At 66.4% G+C, this 18,826-nt stretch carries 21 protein-coding genes; 18 read left to right on the top strand and 3 right to left on the bottom strand.

The window, feature by feature from the left end; translation table 11 throughout:
- Window positions 1-5: 5 nt before the first annotated feature.
- Genes ACX12L_RS03750 through ACX12L_RS03740 form a run of 3 tightly spaced genes read right to left on the bottom strand, consistent with a single transcriptional unit; the run spans window position 6 to window position 1,755 of the window.
- On the bottom strand, window positions 6-158 hold the full coding sequence (locus ACX12L_RS03750) for a hypothetical protein (protein ID WP_183043468.1): 153 nt from the start codon (window positions 156-158) through the stop codon (window positions 6-8).
- Window positions 155-1,186 (bottom strand): anthranilate phosphoribosyltransferase, encoded by a 1,032-nt coding sequence (trpD, locus tag ACX12L_RS03745; RefSeq protein WP_094438751.1) that lies wholly within the window; start codon window positions 1,184-1,186, stop codon window positions 155-157. Before trpD ends, ACX12L_RS03750 begins: the two co-directional genes overlap by 4 nt.
- Complete coding sequence (locus ACX12L_RS03740) at window positions 1,186-1,755, bottom strand: aminodeoxychorismate/anthranilate synthase component II (RefSeq protein ID WP_459261337.1); 570 nt, start codon at window positions 1,753-1,755, stop codon at window positions 1,186-1,188. The genes trpD and ACX12L_RS03740 overlap by 1 nt, the downstream gene beginning before the upstream one ends.
- Before the next feature lie 540 nt (window positions 1,756-2,295).
- On the opposite strand from ACX12L_RS03740, the gene ACX12L_RS03735 reads away from it, so the two are divergent.
- The 18 genes from ACX12L_RS03735 to ACX12L_RS03650 all read left to right on the top strand — a co-directional run bounded on the left by ACX12L_RS03735 (window position 2,296) and on the right by ACX12L_RS03650 (window position 18,780).
- Window positions 2,296-2,649 carry a hypothetical protein gene (locus ACX12L_RS03735; RefSeq protein ID WP_128457255.1) on the top strand — a complete coding sequence of 118 codons (354 nt, stop codon included), beginning with the start codon at window positions 2,296-2,298 and terminating at the stop codon, window positions 2,647-2,649.
- A gap of 228 nt (window positions 2,650-2,877) precedes the next feature.
- On the top strand, window positions 2,878-3,624 hold the full coding sequence (locus ACX12L_RS03730) for a hypothetical protein (protein ID WP_103738516.1): 747 nt from the start codon (window positions 2,878-2,880) through the stop codon (window positions 3,622-3,624).
- Between the two features lie 119 nt (window positions 3,625-3,743).
- Entirely contained in the window at window positions 3,744-3,956 is a 213-nt protein-coding gene (locus tag ACX12L_RS03725; protein ID WP_003050427.1) for an AlpA family transcriptional regulator, read from the top strand.
- A 42-nt stretch (window positions 3,957-3,998) separates the two neighbouring features.
- Window positions 3,999-4,874, top strand: a complete 876-nt coding sequence (locus ACX12L_RS03720) for a ParA family protein (protein ID WP_003050424.1) — start codon at window positions 3,999-4,001, stop codon at window positions 4,872-4,874.
- Window positions 4,858-5,127 carry a hypothetical protein gene (locus ACX12L_RS03715; protein ID WP_003050422.1) on the top strand — a complete coding sequence of 90 codons (270 nt, stop codon included), beginning with the start codon at window positions 4,858-4,860 and terminating at the stop codon, window positions 5,125-5,127. The genes ACX12L_RS03720 and ACX12L_RS03715 overlap by 17 nt, the downstream gene beginning before the upstream one ends.
- Window positions 5,120-6,793 carry a ParB family protein gene (locus ACX12L_RS03710; protein WP_013520767.1) on the top strand — a complete coding sequence of 558 codons (1,674 nt, stop codon included), beginning with the start codon at window positions 5,120-5,122 and terminating at the stop codon, window positions 6,791-6,793. The genes ACX12L_RS03715 and ACX12L_RS03710 overlap by 8 nt, the downstream gene beginning before the upstream one ends.
- Before the next feature lie 14 nt (window positions 6,794-6,807).
- Window positions 6,808-7,368 (top strand): DUF2857 domain-containing protein, encoded by a 561-nt coding sequence (locus ACX12L_RS03705; RefSeq protein WP_003050401.1) that lies wholly within the window; start codon window positions 6,808-6,810, stop codon window positions 7,366-7,368.
- Between the two features lie 3 nt (window positions 7,369-7,371).
- On the top strand, window positions 7,372-8,604 hold the full coding sequence (locus ACX12L_RS03700) for an STY4528 family pathogenicity island replication protein (protein WP_271256967.1): 1,233 nt from the start codon (window positions 7,372-7,374) through the stop codon (window positions 8,602-8,604).
- 419 nt (window positions 8,605-9,023) lie between these two features.
- On the top strand, window positions 9,024-9,818 hold the full coding sequence (locus ACX12L_RS03695; RefSeq protein WP_003050396.1) for a PFL_4669 family integrating conjugative element protein: 795 nt from the start codon (window positions 9,024-9,026) through the stop codon (window positions 9,816-9,818).
- Window positions 9,815-10,342, top strand: coding sequence for a DUF3158 family protein (locus ACX12L_RS03690; RefSeq protein ID WP_003050393.1), 528 nt, complete (start codon window positions 9,815-9,817; stop codon window positions 10,340-10,342). The genes ACX12L_RS03695 and ACX12L_RS03690 overlap by 4 nt, the downstream gene beginning before the upstream one ends.
- A 73-nt stretch (window positions 10,343-10,415) precedes the next feature.
- Complete coding sequence (locus tag ACX12L_RS03685) at window positions 10,416-10,868, top strand: single-stranded DNA-binding protein (RefSeq protein ID WP_003050391.1); 453 nt, start codon at window positions 10,416-10,418, stop codon at window positions 10,866-10,868.
- Between the two features lie 276 nt (window positions 10,869-11,144).
- Window positions 11,145-13,178 carry a DNA topoisomerase III gene (locus ACX12L_RS03680; RefSeq protein WP_018715759.1) on the top strand — a complete coding sequence of 678 codons (2,034 nt, stop codon included), beginning with the start codon at window positions 11,145-11,147 and terminating at the stop codon, window positions 13,176-13,178.
- A 531-nt stretch (window positions 13,179-13,709) separates the two neighbouring features.
- Window positions 13,710-15,320, top strand: coding sequence for a DNA cytosine methyltransferase (locus ACX12L_RS03675; protein ID WP_042992893.1), 1,611 nt, complete (start codon window positions 13,710-13,712; stop codon window positions 15,318-15,320).
- Window positions 15,321-15,563: 243 nt separating this feature from the next.
- Window positions 15,564-16,121 (top strand): hypothetical protein, encoded by a 558-nt coding sequence (locus ACX12L_RS03670; protein ID WP_003050381.1) that lies wholly within the window; start codon window positions 15,564-15,566, stop codon window positions 16,119-16,121.
- A 333-nt stretch (window positions 16,122-16,454) separates the two neighbouring features.
- Window positions 16,455-16,676 (top strand): hypothetical protein, encoded by a 222-nt coding sequence (locus ACX12L_RS03665; RefSeq protein WP_003120032.1) that lies wholly within the window; start codon window positions 16,455-16,457, stop codon window positions 16,674-16,676.
- A 21-nt stretch (window positions 16,677-16,697) separates the two neighbouring features.
- A complete protein-coding gene (locus ACX12L_RS03660) occupies window positions 16,698-17,090 on the top strand; it encodes a hypothetical protein (RefSeq protein WP_003050375.1) in 393 nt (130 codons plus the stop codon).
- Between the two features lie 182 nt (window positions 17,091-17,272).
- Window positions 17,273-17,959: a hypothetical protein gene (locus ACX12L_RS03655; RefSeq protein WP_003116830.1), complete on the top strand. Its 687-nt coding sequence runs from the start codon at window positions 17,273-17,275 to the stop codon at window positions 17,957-17,959.
- A gap of 83 nt (window positions 17,960-18,042) precedes the next feature.
- Window positions 18,043-18,780, top strand: a complete 738-nt coding sequence (locus ACX12L_RS03650; protein ID WP_034022477.1) for a DUF5983 family protein — start codon at window positions 18,043-18,045, stop codon at window positions 18,778-18,780.
- Window positions 18,781-18,826 lie beyond the last annotated feature (46 nt).

Below are 18,826 nucleotides of genomic sequence, written 5' to 3'. Positions count from 1 at the left end.
GCTTCTCAGTCCCTGGAAGATGGGTCGGGCTGCGGCGCGCGCAGCACCTTGCGGACGGCGCAGTGCATCGCGATGCCCACGACGACGAACAGCAACGATACGCCGAGCACGATCCACGTGCCCGCGTCGCGCCAGATGGGCGCATCGAGCAGGCTCATGCCGCGGCCAGCCTGCGCGTGAACGCGGCCAGCGCGTCGAGCTTGGCGAGCGCCGCGCCGCTGTCGATGGCGGCCTGCGCGCGCGCCAGGCCCTCGGCGATCGAGGGCGCCACGCCCGCCGCGTAGAGCGCCGCGCCCGCGTTCAGGCAGACGATGTCGCGCGCCGGGCCCTCGGCGCCCTTGAGCACTTCGAGCAGCAGGGCCTTCGACTCCTCGGGGCTTTCCACGCGCAGCGCGCGCGTGCCAGCCATGCGCAGGCCGAAGTCCTCGGGGTGGATCTCGTACTCGCGCACCACGCCGTCCTTGAGCTCGCCCACCAGCGTGCCCGCGCCCAGGCTGATCTCGTCGAGCCCGTCGCGGCCGTAGACCACCACGGCATGCTCCGCGCCCAGGCGCTGCAGCGCGCGCACCTGGATGCCCACGAGGTCCTCGTGGAACACGCCCATGAGGATGTTGGGCGCGCCCGCGGGGTTGGTCAGCGGCCCCAGGATGTTGAAGATGGTGCGCACGCCCAGCTCCTTGCGCACGGGCGCCACGTTCTTCATGGCCGGGTGGTGGTTGGGCGCGAACATGAAGCCGATGCCGACCTCGGCGATGCACTCGGCGATCTGCTCGGGCGCCAGGTTGATGTGCACGCCCAGCGCCTCCATCGCGTCCGCGCTGCCCGACTTGCTGGACACGCCGCGCCCGCCGTGCTTGCTCACCTTGCCGCCCGCTGCGGCGATCACGAAGGTGGCGCAGGTGGAGATGTTGAAGGTGTTCGCCCCGTCGCCGCCCGTGCCCACGATGTCCACGAGCTGCCGCGTGTCCGCCACGTGCACCTTGCGCGAGAACTCGCGCATCACCTGCGCGGCGGCGGTGATCTCGCCGATGGTCTCCTTCTTCACGCGCAGGCCGGTGACGATGGCCGCCGTCATCACGGGCGAGAGCTCGCCGCTCATGATGAGGCGCATCAGGTGCAGCATCTCGTCATGGAATATCTCGCGGTGCTCGATGGTGCGCTGCAGCGCTTCTTGCGGGGTGATCATCAGGCTTGCTCCAGGAAGTTCTTCAGCATGGCGTGGCCGTGCTCGGTCAGGATGCTCTCGGGGTGGAACTGCACGCCCTCGATGGGCAGCGTCTTGTGGCGCACGCCCATGATCTCGCCGTCGTCCGTCCAGGCCGTGATCTCCAGCACCTCGGGACAGCTCGCGCGCTCGATGGAAAGCGAGTGGTAGCGGTTCACGGTGAACTGCCGGGGCAGCCCCGCGAACACACCCTTCTGCGTGGTGGTGATGACGCTGGTCTTGCCGTGCATGAGCTCCTGCGCCCGCACGATGGTGCCGCCGAACGCCGCGCCGATGCTCTGGTGCCCCAGGCACACGCCCAGGATCGGCAGCCTGCCCGCGAAGTGCTGGATGGCGGCGACGGACACGCCCGCCTCCGCCGGCGAGCACGGCCCGGGAGAGATCACCAGGCGGTCGGGCGCGCGCGCGGCGATGCCCTCCAGCGTGATCTCGTCGTTGCGGAACACCTCCACCTCGGCGCCCAGTTCACCGAAATACTGGACGATGTTGTAGGTGAAGCTGTCGTAGTTGTCGATCATCAGGAGTCTCATGATTCTAAGTCCTTGATTTCATTAATGTTTTTCATTACACACAACCTCCATTACCCACTTTATTACACACATCGACAGTTGATTGCGATGGACGAAGCGCGAGCATGTGCTGGCTCAAGGTAGCAAGGGCTCCTGAGAGATGTCTTGGCGTGCGCCAGTGCGGTGTACTGACGCAGCGACGGCGCCCGCATGCCAGGGCCAAGTGCTGAGACTGGGCGGACAGACCTACCCCTCGCGGCGACACAGCGCGCGGGGCATCAGTTCTACGACGGGGCTGGGGTGCCAAGGGCATCGGGCAATCTCCTCAAATCTTGGAGCCGCCGTGCCGGGGAGCCTTCTTGAAACCTTGCCTGCCGGTACGGCGGCAAGGTGCGGTCAAGACCGCAACGACATGCCGCTTCCTATTGGAAGCGCCACCACAGAGCGATGTTGGTCGAAGCGGTACGGGTCATGGACAGACCAAAGTGTTGAATTTAAAAGCCAGAACTCGGCCCGAGTACACCCGAACGGAATTCCAAAGTAAGCCTGGGGAATTTTACCATGAGCATGTTAGGCAAAGCCACTTCCTGGAATGCCAGGGCATTCATCACCCCGCCCATCTACCTCGGACCGGACGACAACACTTCCAGTCTCGAAACCAGAGAGCAAGTAGACCAACTGCTACGGACTTGTGAGCATCGAATCTCAGGTTGGCAGTCATCTGGACCTGCGCGGGTGATGCTATATCGCTATATCAGCATCCGGGGCAGATATGACACCGCCGGATTTTCTCTGCCGACCCTAGGTCCCGGAGAACAGAAGCCGTTGATCGCAGCTTCTGAAACCATCGCCGTATCAGACCATACCAAATCGGTTTTGCGGGGAACAGCGCAGCGCATGACGCTGGTACCGTGAGCGCCAATATCGAGCTTTCGTCCTCATCGCTCGATGGGCCGGCAACCGATCGATTCTTGCACAACGAGCAAGACGAGGCCACCTACAGCGGACGCCAAACCAATCACCTCGCCCGTCTACGTTCAGGGCATCTTCCCAGGCACCCGCGGAAGGTCATAACGACACAGCAGCCCTTGGCAGGGCAAGAAAGGAGCCGGTGATGTAGCGCTTCCGAAAGGAGACGAAGACATGCACAAGGACATTCCAACATCGAAGGTGTTCTATCGTCCCATCGAGGCTGCCATACGGTGGGCCGGGTTGCTGCGGTACCTGCCGATAATCCTGGCTGCGATCGCGTCACCGCGCTTCCTGCCTCCATCGTTGAATTGCCCGCGATGGAATGAGTGCCGGCTGTACTCGGAGCGTATCTATGACGGCATCCTCAACGGGGAGCTGCCCTACGGCCAGAACGGCATCACGCTCAATGATCCGAAGCTGCTGCAGTCGCCGGATCTGACCGTTCGCCATGTCGATCTGAAGCGCTGGATGCGCAACCACTATCCCGAGCACCGGCCAGGATTCCTGTTCAGCCGTGGCGAACGCATGGCGCATCCTTTTATCACCTTGGAAACAGGACAGGCGATCCTGATCGAGCGACTGGCCCTTCAGGCGGCCCTGGAGCATGCGCGTCGCCAGATGCAGGAATTGCAGGAGCAGCGCGACACCTTGCTCAAGCAGTCCACCGCGCTGCTGGCTTCCAAGCAATGCGAGATCAGCGAGCGAGCGGAGACGACGTATCTCAACATCATCGGCGGGATGCTGACGCTGATGCTGGGCCAGTCCCCTTCGGGTGTGCCCTATTCCAGCTTCAAAACACAGGAGGCACTCGTCTCGGCATTGGTCGCCCACTTCGGCGGCACCATGGGCATCACGGAGCGAACCTTGAACGGCAAGTTCGCCAACGCCAGGAAGTACGTCCGTAGCGCAAGCGCATGAGGTTTTTCCAGCTTGTATGTGCAACCGCGGAGATTGCATTTGCAATGTCTTTCCGCAGCCAGGTCTATTGAATAGAGGTCACGCCAACAAACGCCACCGAGCGTTCAGGAGTGACCGCCATGTCGCAGCCCCCTGTACTCCCGCCGAACGAGCGCCGCATCCTGCGGCTCGATGAAGTCGAAGCCAAGTCCGGCTTCAAACGCGCCCACATTTACAACCTGATGAAGAAGCGCCAGTTTCCCCAGGCGCTGCGCCTGGGCGTGCGCGCCGTCGGCTGGGATTCGATCGAAATCGACCAGTGGATCGCCGAGCGCCTCAACCACCGGACCTGACCCGTTCTCCCGCGGACTTCCCATTCCCAGCCGGAGAGCGCCATGCAGGTCGTATCCATCATTTCAACGAAGGGCGGCGTCGGCAAGACCACGACGGCCGCCAACCTGGGCGGGCTCGCCGCGGACGCGGGCCTGCGCGTGCTGCTGCTCGATCTCGACGTGCAGCCCACCTTGTCCTCCTACTACGAACTGACCCAGCGCGCGCCGGGCGGCATCTATGAGCTGTTGGCCTTCAACGAGCGCGACCTTGGCCAGCTCGTGTCCCGCACGATCATCGCGGGCCTGGACCTGGTGCTGTCCAACGACCACCGGGGCGAGCTGAACACCTTATTGCTGCATGCGCCGGATGGCCGCCTGCGGCTGCGGCATCTGCTGCCAGCACTTGCTCCCCTCTACGACCTGGTGCTGATCGACACCCAGGGCGCGCGTTCCGTGCTGCTGGAGATGGCGGTGCTCGCCTCCGACCTTGCGCTGTCGCCCGTCACGCCGGAAATCCTCGCGGCCCGGGAGCTTCGACGCGGCACCATGCAGTTGCTCGAAGACATCGCGCCGTACCGGCACCTGGGCATCGAACCGCCGCCGCTGCACCTGCTCATCAACCGCGTCCACCCGGTGTCGGCGAACGCCCGACTGATCCAGCAGGCCCTGCGCGACCTGTTCCAAGACCATGCCGGCATCCGCGTGCTCGCCACCGACGTGCCAGCCATCGAAGCCTATCCGCGCGCCGCGACGCGCGGCCTGCCGGTGCATCGGGTCGAGCACCGCCAGCCGCCCGGCAGGGTCGCGCCGGCCTCGCTCGACACGATGCGCGCGCTCGCGAGCGAGCTGTTCCCGCAATGGCAGGACAGATTTGCCGCAATGTCCGGTCGCCCGCCACGTCCTCTTGATGCCGGGAGGTCCCATGGCGAACGCACATGAACTGGCCCGCGGCCACAAGCGGCTGCGCGCGCTGATCGAGTTCGCGGTCGGTGAAGGCTGGCACGTCAAGCGCACGCCGGGCGGGCACCTCAAGTTCACCAAGGCCGGCTGCGCGGCGATCTACACCAGTTCGACCGCGAGCGACCACCGGGCCGAATTGAACGCCCGTGCGCAGATCCGCCGCGCCGAGCGAGAGGCCCGCATGGCGCCGGCCGGCGGTCGTGGGGACTGCGAGGGGTGCGGCCATGGCTGACATGACCTCGCAGGACATGGCCGGCAAGCTGCTCGCGGCCGGCTTCGAGCGCAGCGGCCCAGCGGCTACGGCCTTGAGCGACCCGATCGCGGACACGCCCATGGTCGTGACGCTGGACCAGCTGCGGCCCTACGACCATGACCCGCGCATGAAGCGCAACCCCGCCTACGAGGAAATCAAGGCGTCCATCCGCGAGCGCGGCCTGGACGCGGCGCCAGCCATCACCCGCCGGCCCGGCGAGGACCACTACATCATCCGCAACGGCGGCAACACGCGGCTGGCGATCCTGCGCGAACTCTGGTCGGAGACCAAGGACGAACGCTTCTTCCGCATATCGTGCCTGTTTCGGCCATGGCCGGAGCGCGGTGAAATCGTCGCGCTGACCGGGCATCTTGCCGAGAACGAACTGCGCGGTGGCCTCACGTTCATCGAGCGCGCGCTCGGCGTCGAGAAAGCACGCGAGTTCTACGAGCAGGAGAGTAGCGCCGCCCTGAGCCAGTCGGAACTGGCCCGCCGCCTGGCGGCCGATGGGTTCCCCGTCCAGCGGTCGCACATCACCCGCATGGCCGACGCGGTGCGCTACCTGCTGCCCGCCATTCCCACTGTGCTCTATGGCGGCCTGGGGCGCCACCAGGTCGAGCGGCTGTCGGTCATGCGGACGGCCTGCAAGCGCACCTGGGAGCACTATGCCAAGGACCGCACGCTGCCGCTGGACTTCGACAGCTTCTTTCAGGAGGTGCTGGCGCAGTTCGACACGCAGGGCGACGAGTTCGCGACGCAGCGCGTGCAGGACGAGCTGATCGGCCAGATGTCCGAGCTGCTGGGCATCGGCTACGACGTGTTGGCGCTGGACCTGACCGAATCGGAAAGCCGCCACCGGGCGCTGGTCAGTGACCCGACGCCACCTGCGGCGCCGCCGGCGTTGCCTTCGCCCACCGCCGGCACGCCGCCTCCCCCGGGCGTAGCATCGTCCATCGCCAAGCCTGCAGCGGCGGCCAGTCCTCCACCCGCCAGCCCTCCGGCGTCCGAGCCCACCTTGCGCGAGGATACGGCCCGAGAGACGACAACGGAAAGCCCCGCGGCCGCACCAGGCGATCTGCTTCTCGAGCACATCGTCTCGCCGGCACCGACGACCGAACGGCTGCAGTCGATCCAGCGCATGGTTGCCGACCAGTTGGGCGATGCGCTGCCGCCCGACTTCTCGGCGAGCGTGCTGCAGTCCATCCCGGTGCAAGCCGGCGGGCTCTATCCGATCTCCGACGTCTGGTACATCGACGCCGGCCTGGACACGCCCGATCGGCTGCGCATCCACATCGCGCAGTTCGCGCGCGAGATCGCCGGGGAGGCAGCCCTGGACGAGTGCATCGAGGATCGCTCCGATGGCATCGGCTTCGTTTGCTGCGCGCCCGCCCATGCACCATCGCCGCTCGGCCGGGCGGTGCTGGCGCTGCTCATCACTCTGACGGGTCAGCCCACTGCTGAAGCGGGCGTGGATGGCGCGCAGCTCGCCGCCGACTTGCCAGCACTGCTGCACGGCCAGGGTCAACACCACGGCGACTGCACAAGGCGCTTGAGCGACACGGCGTTGGTCAAGCTATTTCGGCTGCTCCGCCTGGCCCGGCGTCTGCTGGACCTGGAAGCCGGCACCACGGCGCCCGGGACGTGAGCGAGGGAGGCCGCATGTCCACATCGCATCCGCTCAACCAGGCCGTGATTGCCCAGGCGCTGTATGACCTTCGCAACGGCCAACTGCGCCGCTGCAAGGCCATGGGCTTCGGCGAGGCCGAGCTGGATGCGCTCAAGCACCCCGCGCTGATCAGCGTGCTGGCCAACGCCAGCGTCTCGTGGTGCTCGGTCACGGTCAACCGCGAAGTGCTGCAGCGCCTGCTCAACCAGGCACAGGACGTGGAGAAGGAAATCGCCACGGTCGATCGCATGCTGCGGCTGGGGGCCAGCACGGAGATGGTCAGCCGCTTCTATGGCCTGACCCATCAGGAAGTCGCCCTGCGGCGGGAGATCCTCGGCCTGCCCAAGCGCAAGGGGCGCCACCCCGTCCTGGACGAGACCCAGGACACCGAACTTTGGCGGCAATGGAAAGCCGTGACCAGCAGCAGGAACGTCGATCTGGAGGATGAGACCTCGATTCTCGATGCGGCCATGGACCTGGCCGAGGGCATGTCACTGCCGCTCTCGGTGGTCTGGGCCGCGATCAGGAACTGGGTCGATCAGGGATTGGACTAGGCCATGGCCGTGGACGACACCGCCCCACGAGCCCAGCGCCCTGGCCCCATCGCACTCGCCGACCTGTTCGACGCTGCGCTGAAGGACCTCACGCCCAATCCAAATCCCCGCGCGCCAGCGCCCATGGCAGTGCCCACGCCTGCGGCGTCCGGCGACGCCTTCCTATTCAGTGGCAATCGGCACGAGAGCGTGCCGCGGCGGCTGTTCGTCGACCGCCGCCTGACACCGCTGGAGCGCAACGCCTGGCAGGTGTTCCGGCTGATGCTCAACGACGACGGCGTCACGACGTTCCCGACCTATGAGCAGTTGCGCCCATGGCTGGCGTCCATGCCCTGCGCGGGACAAGCCTCCCACGAGACCGTCGCGCGGGCGCTGACGCTGCTGCGCCTGACGCGCTGGCTGAGCCTCGTGCGACGACGGCGCGACCCCAAGACCGGCCGCATCCTCGGAAACCTCTACGTCCTGCACGACGAACCCCTGACACTGTTCGAGGCCATGCAGCTCGACGCCGACTACCTGGCCCTGGTCAGCCAGTCGCTGGGGCATTCCGCCAAGGCCGTCCAGGTGGTGGGACTCAACACCCTCCAGGAGATCGCGGACGACCCGATGTTGTCCGGACGCACCTTGCCGTCGCGGCTGCAAGTGCTCGCCGAGCGCCTGGCCGACCAGGGCATCACCGCCACCGCAAGTTATCCACAGGAGGATGCGATCCACGATTCCGAAGAAGGGCCCGCCAGCCTTCTTCGGAATGGCGAACGCCCTTCTTCGGAATCCGAAGCAGGGCCGAAACCCGCGCCAGACGGCGCTCTTCGGAATCCGAAGCAGGACCGTACAGTACGTAGTAGTCGTATTGATGAAGTACGTACTACCGCGCAGGCGCGCGCGCTGGGCGACCTGCAATGGCCCAAGCGTTTCGCGGAACTGAAGGCGGAACAGCAAGCCGGCGCCAGGATGGCGTTGCAGCAAGTGGACGCTGCCCTGCGGCAGGCTGTGCTGGACGAGTGGGCCGCACGGTGCGGCAAGCATGGCATCCGCAACCCCGCCGGGTACCTGTTCGGCATCATCCAGCGCGCCATGCGCGGCGAGTTCAATGCGTGGGCCAAGCAGACCAGCCCGGCAGCGCCAACACCATCGGCGGCGCGAGCGCCACCGCCCGAGCCGCCGCGCAACGTCGTGCCGCCCGCGGTGGCCCGGCAGCACATCGAGCGCCTGCGCGATCTGCTGCGCAAATCCTGAGCGCAGGGCCTGGCAAGGCCATGAAGCAGACCTCCTTGGCGGTCGGCAGAAACGGTCCCCAGGGGACGGCTGTGTGGTGAAACGCCGGACGACGGCGCGACATGCTGCGCAAAACCTGAGTAGAGCGCCTGCAAGACCATGAAGCAGACCTCCATGGCGCTCAACGGAACGGTCCCCTGGGGACGGCTGCGCGGCGAAGGATCGTGTCGAACGGCAGCGCGACGTGCGGTGCAGTACGCATACCGTCAACGACCGAGGCACGGAGCGCCAACGTGAATGCTCCGGCCTCCAAGGGACCGTTGCGCGCTGCGCCGCCAGCGCGCATAGAACCGGGGGCCGGCTCATTTCGGTTTGTTGACTGACTGCCTTCCGCTGCATGCGGATGCTGGCGGCTCCCTGTCCAACTGCGAGCGCTCACCATGGCAACCAGCAACGAACCATTGCAACTCAACCTCGGCTCCCTGCGCAGCGCGATGTCGCTGACGCTGCACACGCATCACGCTTCCCGCATCTGGCACGGCCGCGCCGCCGCCGAAGGGCGACCCGGCATCGTCGGCCTGAACGGCTACATCGCGGTGATGAATAAGATGAAGCGCGGCTCGGAGCAGGACGACCCCTACAGCGACTGGTGGATGCTGCGCATCGAGGACAAGCTCGACCAGACCAGGACCACGCTGCAGACCTTGCGCAAACAAGTGGACCAGGCACTGGCGGGCGTGCCTGCGGCATTGAGCCTGGGCGAGAACCTCAACGTGCAGCCCGTCAAGCTGCCGCTGTTCGTCAATGCGCAGTTGGGCTTTGCCGCCGTCTATCTCCTGGCCGACTACGACGACATCGCGCGCAAGCTGATCCTCGCCCACCACACCGCGCTGATCGACCGCAGCACTTTGGAGCGCTGGCTCAACGAGGGCGCGCACGCGCTGCGCAGCCTGTTCTCGCTGGCCCAGCAGTACCGCTACTCGGGCTGCACCCGCGACGATTTCGCGGCGAAGAATGCCGCAGCGCGGGTCGCGCTGGAGAAGTTCGGCGAGTTGCCGCAGGACGTCCTCGAAGGCACGCGCCGCTCGACGTTTGCGCCACCCATGGTGCGCCGTGGTCTGCAACAGCGCGGTGAGAATCCTGCCGCAGCCGCTACCAGCGTCGATGGTGATGCGGCCGCTGCTGCCGACCCGTCCGAAGGCGCAGCCACTGCCGGCGAGGACGAATCCGCATGAGCGATCTGAACCAGCCGACCCGCTACTTCCGGGGCCTGCAACAGGGAGCCTTCATGCGCCTGGAACACGCGGCCTCTCTAAAAGGCCTTTTAAAGCCTTTTAAAGGTAAAGGGGACTTGGAGGCCTGGGCCAGCCAGTGCTTCGCCATGCGCGACGAGTTGATCGGCCTGGCGCAGCGACAAGTGCTGCAACAGGCCGGTGGGCATCCCTTCCATCTGCTGCCCGTGGAACTGGCCCAGCAGACCACTGGCGCGGGAACGACGTTCCTGCGCTGGCGCAGGAACGACCGCTCGGCCATGGGCGTGGCCCTGTGGCAGGAGCTGATGGCGAGCACCAGCACGCCGGTCAACCTGCTGGCCGACCTGCACGCGATCGAGCTGCAGCGCATCACGCTGAACATGCAGATCAGCCTGTTGCACACCCTGGGTAGGCAGGCCCAGGAGTGCGCCAGCAAGGCCGCCGAGGCGGAAGACGCCTACCTGCGCCGGCTCGCGTCCATACCCCCCGGAGTGCGCGATCGGTGATCGCGTCGGGCACCCCAGCACGCGCCCGACGCCGACATGGCACGGGTATTTCAACCACCAAGGAGATTGCACCATGAGCACGCATTTTTCGGGCGAAGGCAACATCGGCTCGCCCCCCGAGTACCGGGAGTTCCCCAACGGCAACGACGAACCGCGGCGCTTGTTGCGGCTGAACGTGTATTTCGACAACCCCGTTCCCACCAAGGGCGGTGACTTCGAGGACCGCGGCGGCTTCTGGGCGCCGGTGGAAATCTGGCACCGCGACGCCGCACACTGGAAGGACCTTTACCAGAAGGGCATGCGCGTGCTGGTCGTCGGCCGCATGGAGCGCGAACCCTGGACCGACAACGAGGATCAGCCGCGCGAGACCTGGCAGATCAACGCGCGCAGCGTCGGCATCCTGCCGTTCCGCATCGAGTCCGTCGTTCTGAGCCCCAAATCGCAGGAGACCGCACAGGACGCGCAGCCCAAGCCCCAGGCCGCCCAGGAACCGGCAGCGTCGAAGGAGCCCAAGCGCAGGAAGTGATCCGGCGTGGGGGCGGCCGCAGTACGTTGCCGCCCCCCATGTCCTCGCGAGCTATCCCCAGGGGATAGCTCCATCAGCGTCCACCGGCTTCCGCGCGCTCCCGAACATCGCGGCTCCCGGCTCGCACACCGCCGGCCGCACGCCATCCCGCCCAAGCCGTTCCATCGGCGTGAAAGCGGTCGCTGCCGCATGCAGCTTGTTTGCTGCTGCCCCAACAGGCGCTCGGCATCCTCGATCCCAGCAACTCCATGAACAACGGGAAGCGGATGGACGGACATGCGGCTGTTTCTGTGCGAGAAGCCCTCCCAGGGCAAAGACATCGGCCGGATTCTCGGCGCCACGCAGCGCGGTGAAGGCTGCCTCAACGGCTCCGGTGTCACGGTCACCTGGTGCATCGGCCATCTCGTCGAAGCGGCAGCACCCGAGGTCTATGACGCGGCGCTCAAGCGCTGGTCGCTGGAACAGCTGCCCATCATTCCCCAGCAGTGGCGGGTCGAGGTCAAGCCGAAGACCGCCACGCAATTCAAGGTCGTCAAAGCGCTTCTGGCGAAGGCGACCCAGCTTGTCATCGCCACTGACGCCGACCGCGAAGGCGAACTGATCGCACGCGAGATCATCGACCTGTGCGGCTACCGCGGTCCCATCGAACGCCTGTGGCTGTCGGCGCTCAACGATGCGTCCATCCGCACCGCGCTCGCCAAGCTGCGGCCCTCGGCCGAGACGCTGCCGATGTATTACTCGGCGCTGGCGCGCTCGCGCGCCGACTGGCTCGTGGGCATGAACCTCAGCCGGCTGTTCACCGTGCTCGGGCGGCAGGCCGGCTACGATGGCGTGCTGTCGGTCGGGCGTGTACAGACCCCGACGCTCAAACTCGTGGTGGACCGCGACCGAGAGATCGCGGCCTTCGTGTCCGTGCCGTACTGGGCCATCGACGTGTCGCTGTCCGCAGGCGGTCAGACGTTCACCGCGCAGTGGGTGGCACCCGATGCCAGCACCGACGACGCCGGCCGCTGCCTGCGGCAGCCCGTCGCACAGCAGGCCGCGCAGCAGATCCGCGCCGCGGGCAGTGCCCAGGTGGTGTCGGTCGAGACCGAGCGCGTGCGCGAAGGCCCGCCGCTGCTGTTCGACCTGGGCACCTTGCAGGAAGTCTGTTCCAAGCAGCTTGGGCTGGACGTGCAGGAAACCTTGGAGATCGCCCAGGCCCTGTACGAGACGCACAAGGCCACGACGTACCCGCGCTCGGATTCGGGCTACCTGCCCGAAAGCATGTTCGCCGAAGTGCCCACGGTCCTGGACAGCCTGCTCAAGACCGATCCCACGCTGGCCCAGATCATGGGCCAGCTCGACCGCACCCAGCGCTCGCGCGCCTGGAACGACGGCAAGGTGACGGCGCACCACGGCATCATCCCGACGCTCGAACCCGCGAATCTCTCCGCCATGAGCGAGAAGGAACGGGCGTTGTACCGGCTGATCCGGGCACATTACCTGGCCCAGTTCCTCCCGCACCACGAGTTCGACCGCACCGTGGCGGATCTCTCCTGCGGCCAGCAGAAGCTGGTGGCTACGGGCAAGCAGGTCGTCGCCCGCGGCTGGCGCCTGGTGCTGGCCGAGTCCGAACGTGAAGGCAGCGCCGATGAGGATGGCGACGCCCCCGTGCGCACCCAGGTGCTGCCTGCGCTGCGTGACGGGATGGCATGCCAGGTCGCCGGGGCCGACATCAAGGCCCTCAAGACGATGCCGCCCAAGCCCTATACCCAGGGCGAACTGGTCAAGGCGATGAAGGGCGTTGCGCGTTTCGTGACCGACCCGCGCCTGAAGCAGAAGCTCAAGGACACGACGGGCATCGGCACCGAGGCGACGCGGGCCAACATCATCAGCGGGCTGATCGCCCGCGGCTATATCGTGAAGAAGGGGCGCTCCATCCGCGCATCGGATGCGGCGTTCACGCTGATCGACGCCGTGCCCGCGGCGATTGCCGACCCCGGCACCACCGCCGTCTGGGAACAGGCGCTGGACATGATCGAGGGCGGACAACTCACCCTGGATGTGTTCATCGGCAAGCAGGCCGCCTGGATTTCGCAGTTGATCGCGCAATACGGCAGCACGTCCCTGTCCATCAAGGTTCCCCAAGGACCGGCTTGTCCGCAGTGCGGCGCACCCACGCGCCAGCGAACCGGCAAGAGCGGCCCGTTCTGGTCGTGCAGTCGCTACCCCGACTGCAAAGGCACGCTGCCGGTGGCAACCGGCACGTCCAGGCGTGGTGCCTCGCGTCCACGCCGTACCAGTGGCGGTGGCCGCAAAGGCGCCTGACCGCCCCCGTTCCCCGTGAGCCATGCCCGCCATCGGCGGCGTGGCCCGTGTCCCGCATGCCCTGCGGGACGCCCCAGCGCGCAACGCCTTCTTGCTCCGTGTGCGCGTCCCGTCCGGCCGGCCCCGGCCGCGGGACCTGAAGGTGGCTTCTCCGCGAACCGCACCCCGCGCGTTCTCCTCGTCTGCATTCCTTCCGCCGCTGCGAAGGGTCCCCCGATGGCTTGCCTGTGCGAGCCATCCGGAGACCCTTCGCGGTCAGCGGTATTCGGTGCCGGTGCCCGCCGGCGCAAAAACGGGCTCCCTTTGTGCGCGGATGTGCGCCAGACGATGCCGGCCCCAGCCACGACATGGGCCGGGTGTGATTGCTGGATGAGCAGACGGTTCTAGCGACGACCGGGCCTGCCAATCAGCCCACGGGTGGTTCTTCTTTCCTCCCGAGCCGAAGGCCCCTGGGGCCTTCGGCGCCTTTCTCCTGCCTTTCAACGCCCCGGCCAGGGCGATGGCCCTGCGCCATACGAACAGGAGACCGACATGCACCCGAATCTTTGCGCACCGCCGCGCAACACGCCGCTGCTCTACGGCAGCGTCTGCAGCGGCATCGAGGCCGTGAGCCTCGCCTGGCAACCGCTCGACCTCGAAGCCGCGTGGTTCGCCGAGATCGAGCCGTTCCCGAGCGCCGTGCTCGCCCACCGTTACCCCCGCGTGCCTAACCTGGGCGACATGACCGCGATCGCCCGCCAGGTCCGCGCCGGCACCGTGCCAGCGCCCGACATCCTGGTCGGCGGCACGCCGTGCCAGTCGTTCAGCGTGGCCGGCGCGCGCCAGGGGCTGAACGACCCACGTGGTGCCTTGACCCTTGCCTATGTGGAGCTTGCAAATGCCATCGACCAAACCCGCCACCAAGACCGCCGCCCGGCGGCAACGCTCGTCTGGGAAAGCGTCCCCGGCGTCCTCAGCGACCGCAGCAACGCCTTCGGGCACTTCCTGGGAGCACTGGCTGGAGAAAGCCGTGCGCTCGAACCGCCAGGGCAAAAATGGGCGCACGCAGGTTGTGTGTCTGGACCCCGGCGCCGCATCGCCTGGCGCGTGCTCGATGCTCAATATTTCGGCGTCGCCCAACGGCGCCGTCGCGTGTTTCTTGTGGCAAGTGGTGGAGGTGGCGTCGATCCCGCCGAGGTACTTTTTGAGCGCGACGGCGTGCGCGGGGATTCTTCGCCGGGCTTCGTGCCGTGGCAAGACGCTGCCGGCGCTGCTGGATCGGGCGCTGCGGCAGCAGGCGGGTACTCGGGATATGCAGGACTGAAGCAGCCCTACGGCAAGGCCACGGTGACGTTCGGATTCGGCGGGGGCAACACCGCAGGCCCCATTGACGTCGCGGCCTGCCTGACCGCGGCACCTGGCCCGAAGAACGACTTCGAGGTCGAGACCTTCGTGGCGCAGTCCATCGCGGGCAGCATCAGCCACACGCTCAGCACCGCCAACGGCGGCAAGGGCTGCAGCGAGGACGGCACCGGCAAGGGTGTGCCGATCATCGCCTTCACCGCCCAGGGCTGCGGAGCCGATGCAACGATGGCCTGGGCACCGACGCTGCGCGCGGGCGGGCATCGCCTCAGCCACGCGAATGCCGGCGTCGTGCCGGCCATCGCGTTCGCGCAGAACTCGCGCGGCGAGCTGCGGCTGGAATCCGGCCACGGCCAGCTTGCCGGGACGCTCTCCACGGGTGGCGGCAAGCCGGGCCAGGGCCGGCCGATGGTGATCGGCGTGGCGCTGCGCGGTCGCACCGAAGGCCTGGCCGCTGAACTGGGCGATGGCGTCTCGACCGCGCTGCGCACCAGCAGCGGCGGTGCCGACAAGCCCCATGTGCTGGCACCGGACTTCGAGGCACATTTCCGCTACGACTGGAACGACCCCGGCCCGGGCGACTGGTCGCAGTGGCGGGTACGTCGGCTGATGCCTGTGGAGTGCGAGCGGCTGCAAGGCATGCCCGACGACTACACGCTGGTGCCGTACCGCGGCAAGCCCGCCGCCGACGCGCCCCGCTACAAGGCGATCGGCAACTCCATGGCCGTGCCGTGTGTCGCGTGGCTGGGCCAGCGGCTGTTGCAGTGCCCGCACAAGACGGGATCGAGCGCTTCGGATTGATGCACGACGCGGCCGGCGGGCCGCGTGATCCTCCCTCCTGCATTGCCGACGCATCGGCAACAGCCAGCAGCCAGGGTGTCAAGGCTGCCGTGGGTTCCTCCCACGCCACCCGCCAGTTCGCCCCGGCATCTCTCCGGCGAACGCTGCCCACCGGGCATCGATGCCACCTTCCTCCAACCCACGGGATGTATGCCGCGTCCCGTCAGGGGCGTGTCGTCAACCCGGTCGATAACAGGACTTCCTATGGACACCATCACCCGACAAGACCGCATCACGCTCAAGAACCTCAAGGTCGCGGATTTCGCGAGCGAGGAAACGCTGTGCTTCACCGCCACCGTCATGTTCGACGGCAGGCCCATCGCCGAAGCCCGCAACGACGGACACGGCGGCTCGACGTTCGTGCGCGCGTTGCAAGGCCAGGCCGCGCTGCTGGCCCAGGCCGAGGAATTCGCCAAGAGCCTGCCGCCGGCATCGCTCGACGTCGAACGCGAAGACGACGAGCCGCTTCTCATCGACATGACGCTCGACTTCCTAGTGGACCAATTGGCCGATGCCATGCACGCGGAGCGCAAGCTGCGCACCGCGTTCAACCGCGACATCGGCAACAAGGTGCTGTTCATCAAGGACGGCAGGCTGCTGTTCCTCAAGGGCATCAAGCTCAAGGCCATTGCCGACCGCGCAGCGTATTTCGCAAAGCTGCGCAGCCGACAGGACCAGCCCATCGTCATCCTGGCCGAGCTGCCAGCGGACGAGGCATTCGCCATCTGGAAGCAGCATGTCCTGGGTGACAAGCCCCGCTGATCCAGCCTCACCGCACCGTCATGACCGCCCCGCACTCGTTGCGGGGCTTTTCTTTGTCCTGCGCACATCAATCGGGGCTGGACCAGATGCCGATTTCCAACTGACGTGGCGCGGCACCCTCACGAAGCTGTCCGCATGTCCGCTGATTCGTCAGCACATGCCAGCAGCCAGGGTTTCAGGCTGCCGCGGGGTTCTCTCCGCGCAACCCACCAGTCCGCATCGCATCCATTGCGCGGACGCGCGTTCCCAAGACGCTGATGCTTTTTTTTCAACCGCGTGCGGGAGCTGCCATCCCGTGAGGGACAGGGCCCCGCTTTTCCAAGGAGCCCATCCATGTCCCAGCAAGCCTCTTTCGGCCGATTCGGTCAATTGGCCTTGACCTACTGCGGCAAGTTCCTGCCGCTCGAAGTCCTGCACAGCGCCGCCGGCCACTACATCGGCACGCGCGATACCGAAGGTCCCGTTTCGCGGGAATCTCGTGAGTACTTCCGCAGCCATGCTGCGGCTCAACGTGCCCTCGAAAGAGGCGGCTGGTCCCAGCTCGCCATTCCCTGATCCAACTGGAGGAATCACGTCATGAACCAGCTACTGCCGCAGGAAGTCGTCGATCAGATCGTTCGGGAAGAACGGCATTTCAGCGCTGCGCCCCAAGCCTTTTTTGAGGCCTGGAAGCGTGGTGTCGAAATCGCCGGCCCGCAATGGTTTGGCGATGGCACCCGTGAAGGTCTGAACCAGGCCAAGAGCAAGTGGGATCTGCGTCCCGACATGCTGAGGCTCAACGACGCCCTCGGCGTCCTGAGCAGCGGGGAACGCATGTTCCTGTCCGCGATGGTCAGCTTCTACAACGCGCGCGAGGGCGGTGCCATGCTCAAGCGCTGCCACTTCAACGGGTTGTCGGACTTCGACGGCCTCGATCTGCCACGTCGCCAGGTGATCGCCGACCTGCTGCTGAACTACAGCGGTTGGTGAGCCGGTCCCTGGCACACCTTCATCACTGCGTTCACGGGACCCCATGAGGGACATGCGCCTCGTTCGAGGCCATGTCCCTCGCGTTTTCTCCCCGCCCAGCGCCATCCGGCATCAGGCGGTTTCCCCTGCGGATGCCATCGTCCGCAAGGGCTGGCTCCGTTCATTCATCGAAAGGAGCCTTCATGGCCAACAACTACTACGAAGCCACCGGCGTTCTCGTGCTCGACCGTGTGACGCCCGTCATCCAGGCGCTGTTCGGCGCCTTCGCGCTGGACGAGAGCCACCCCGGCAACGGGCAGGCCTACATCGCCCAGATCGCCGAGACCACCAATCCGCAATGGCCGGACGTGCTCGATGGCCTGGAAGACCTGGCCACGCAACTCGGTATTCCGATGCCGGACGACGAAGGGCTGTCGATCCCGCCGCTGCTCGAACTGCTCGCCGTGCACTTCCGTGCCGATGAGGACGAAGAGCTGGGGAACTTGATCGACCGTCATTCGTTCGAGGACACCGCCGATCTCGACGCATTGTTTCTGATCGCCACCCGGTTCGATGACGGGCACCACCTGACCGCCATCCAGTTCGAGGGCTGCTGGTACTGCAGCAAGCCGCGGCTGTTCGAGTTCGGCGGCAACGGCTGCTACCTGAGCCGCGAGGTCCGCTTCATCAGCTCCTCCTCCCAGGCCCTCCAGCTCGGCGACCAATTGCGCAAGACCATTGTGGCCGCCGACATCGAAGAGGCTTCGGCCCTGATCGCGCTGGAGACCATCAATCTGCTGGCGGGCGTCAGCGACGAGCCATTCCGCATGAATTTGCGCCGGCGCGTCGCCGAGCGATTGGCCCAAACGCCAACGATCAGCGTCACCTGACGCTGTTTCCTTTCTTTCCACCCACCGGGGTCAATTCCCGGTGGCGGGGATTTGCTCCATCATTATTCTGTTGGAGAAATCCCATGTCCCAGAATCCCAATCCCTTTCTACGCGGCTACTGGAATCTGAAAATCGTCCGCACGCTGTCCATCAGCTACGAGGACGGAAGCCCGCATGTCTGGCGAAACATCCACCCGAGCCAGCAGCACCTCTGCGACGCGGCGCTGGTTTCTTCTCCTTGCATCATCACCAGCGACTTCGCGGTGGTCAGGACTGGCACCGAACCTGTCGGCGCCGCACTGATCGCCGAATGCGACGCGGCTGAAGGGGGCAGCGGCGAAGGCATGGTGGGTGCCGTGGTGTACGCGATCCACGGCGACGACTTCGACGGCCGCCCCGTCCACATTGGCGACACCTATTCGGCCGAGGCCGCACGGGAAGTCGTGCAGCGGTTGAGCTTCGAGACCGGCTACTACAGCCGGTGCTGGGAAATCAACAGCGCGCACATCAGCCGCGAAACCGGCCAGTACCTGGCCAACCTGGCTGACCTCGCGACGCCGGAGGCCTTTTTGTTCATCGCGTTCCGGATTCCCTACAGCCCGGCGATCGGCGTCAAGCTGATCTCCACGCCCTGGACGGACCAGCACCTGCAGGACGTCGAGGGGATCGCCGCCGAGCAGCTTCGGCAGGAGCACCGCAGCAAGGGCATGCCGGACGAGCTGGCACAGATCCTTGAACTGGCCGGCCAGGCCGACGTGCGCATCCTCATCCTCGATGCCGACGCACCCGTGTTGCCGGGCCTATCGCTGGCCGGCGAATAGCTGCCACACACATCCCCGGCCTTCCTTGTCCTCACCGCATGCCGGC

The organism is Alicycliphilus sp. T452, from assembly GCF_054512775.1.
Note: the sequence above shows the minus strand (reverse complement) of the source record. Positions and strands in the feature narration are given on the sequence as shown.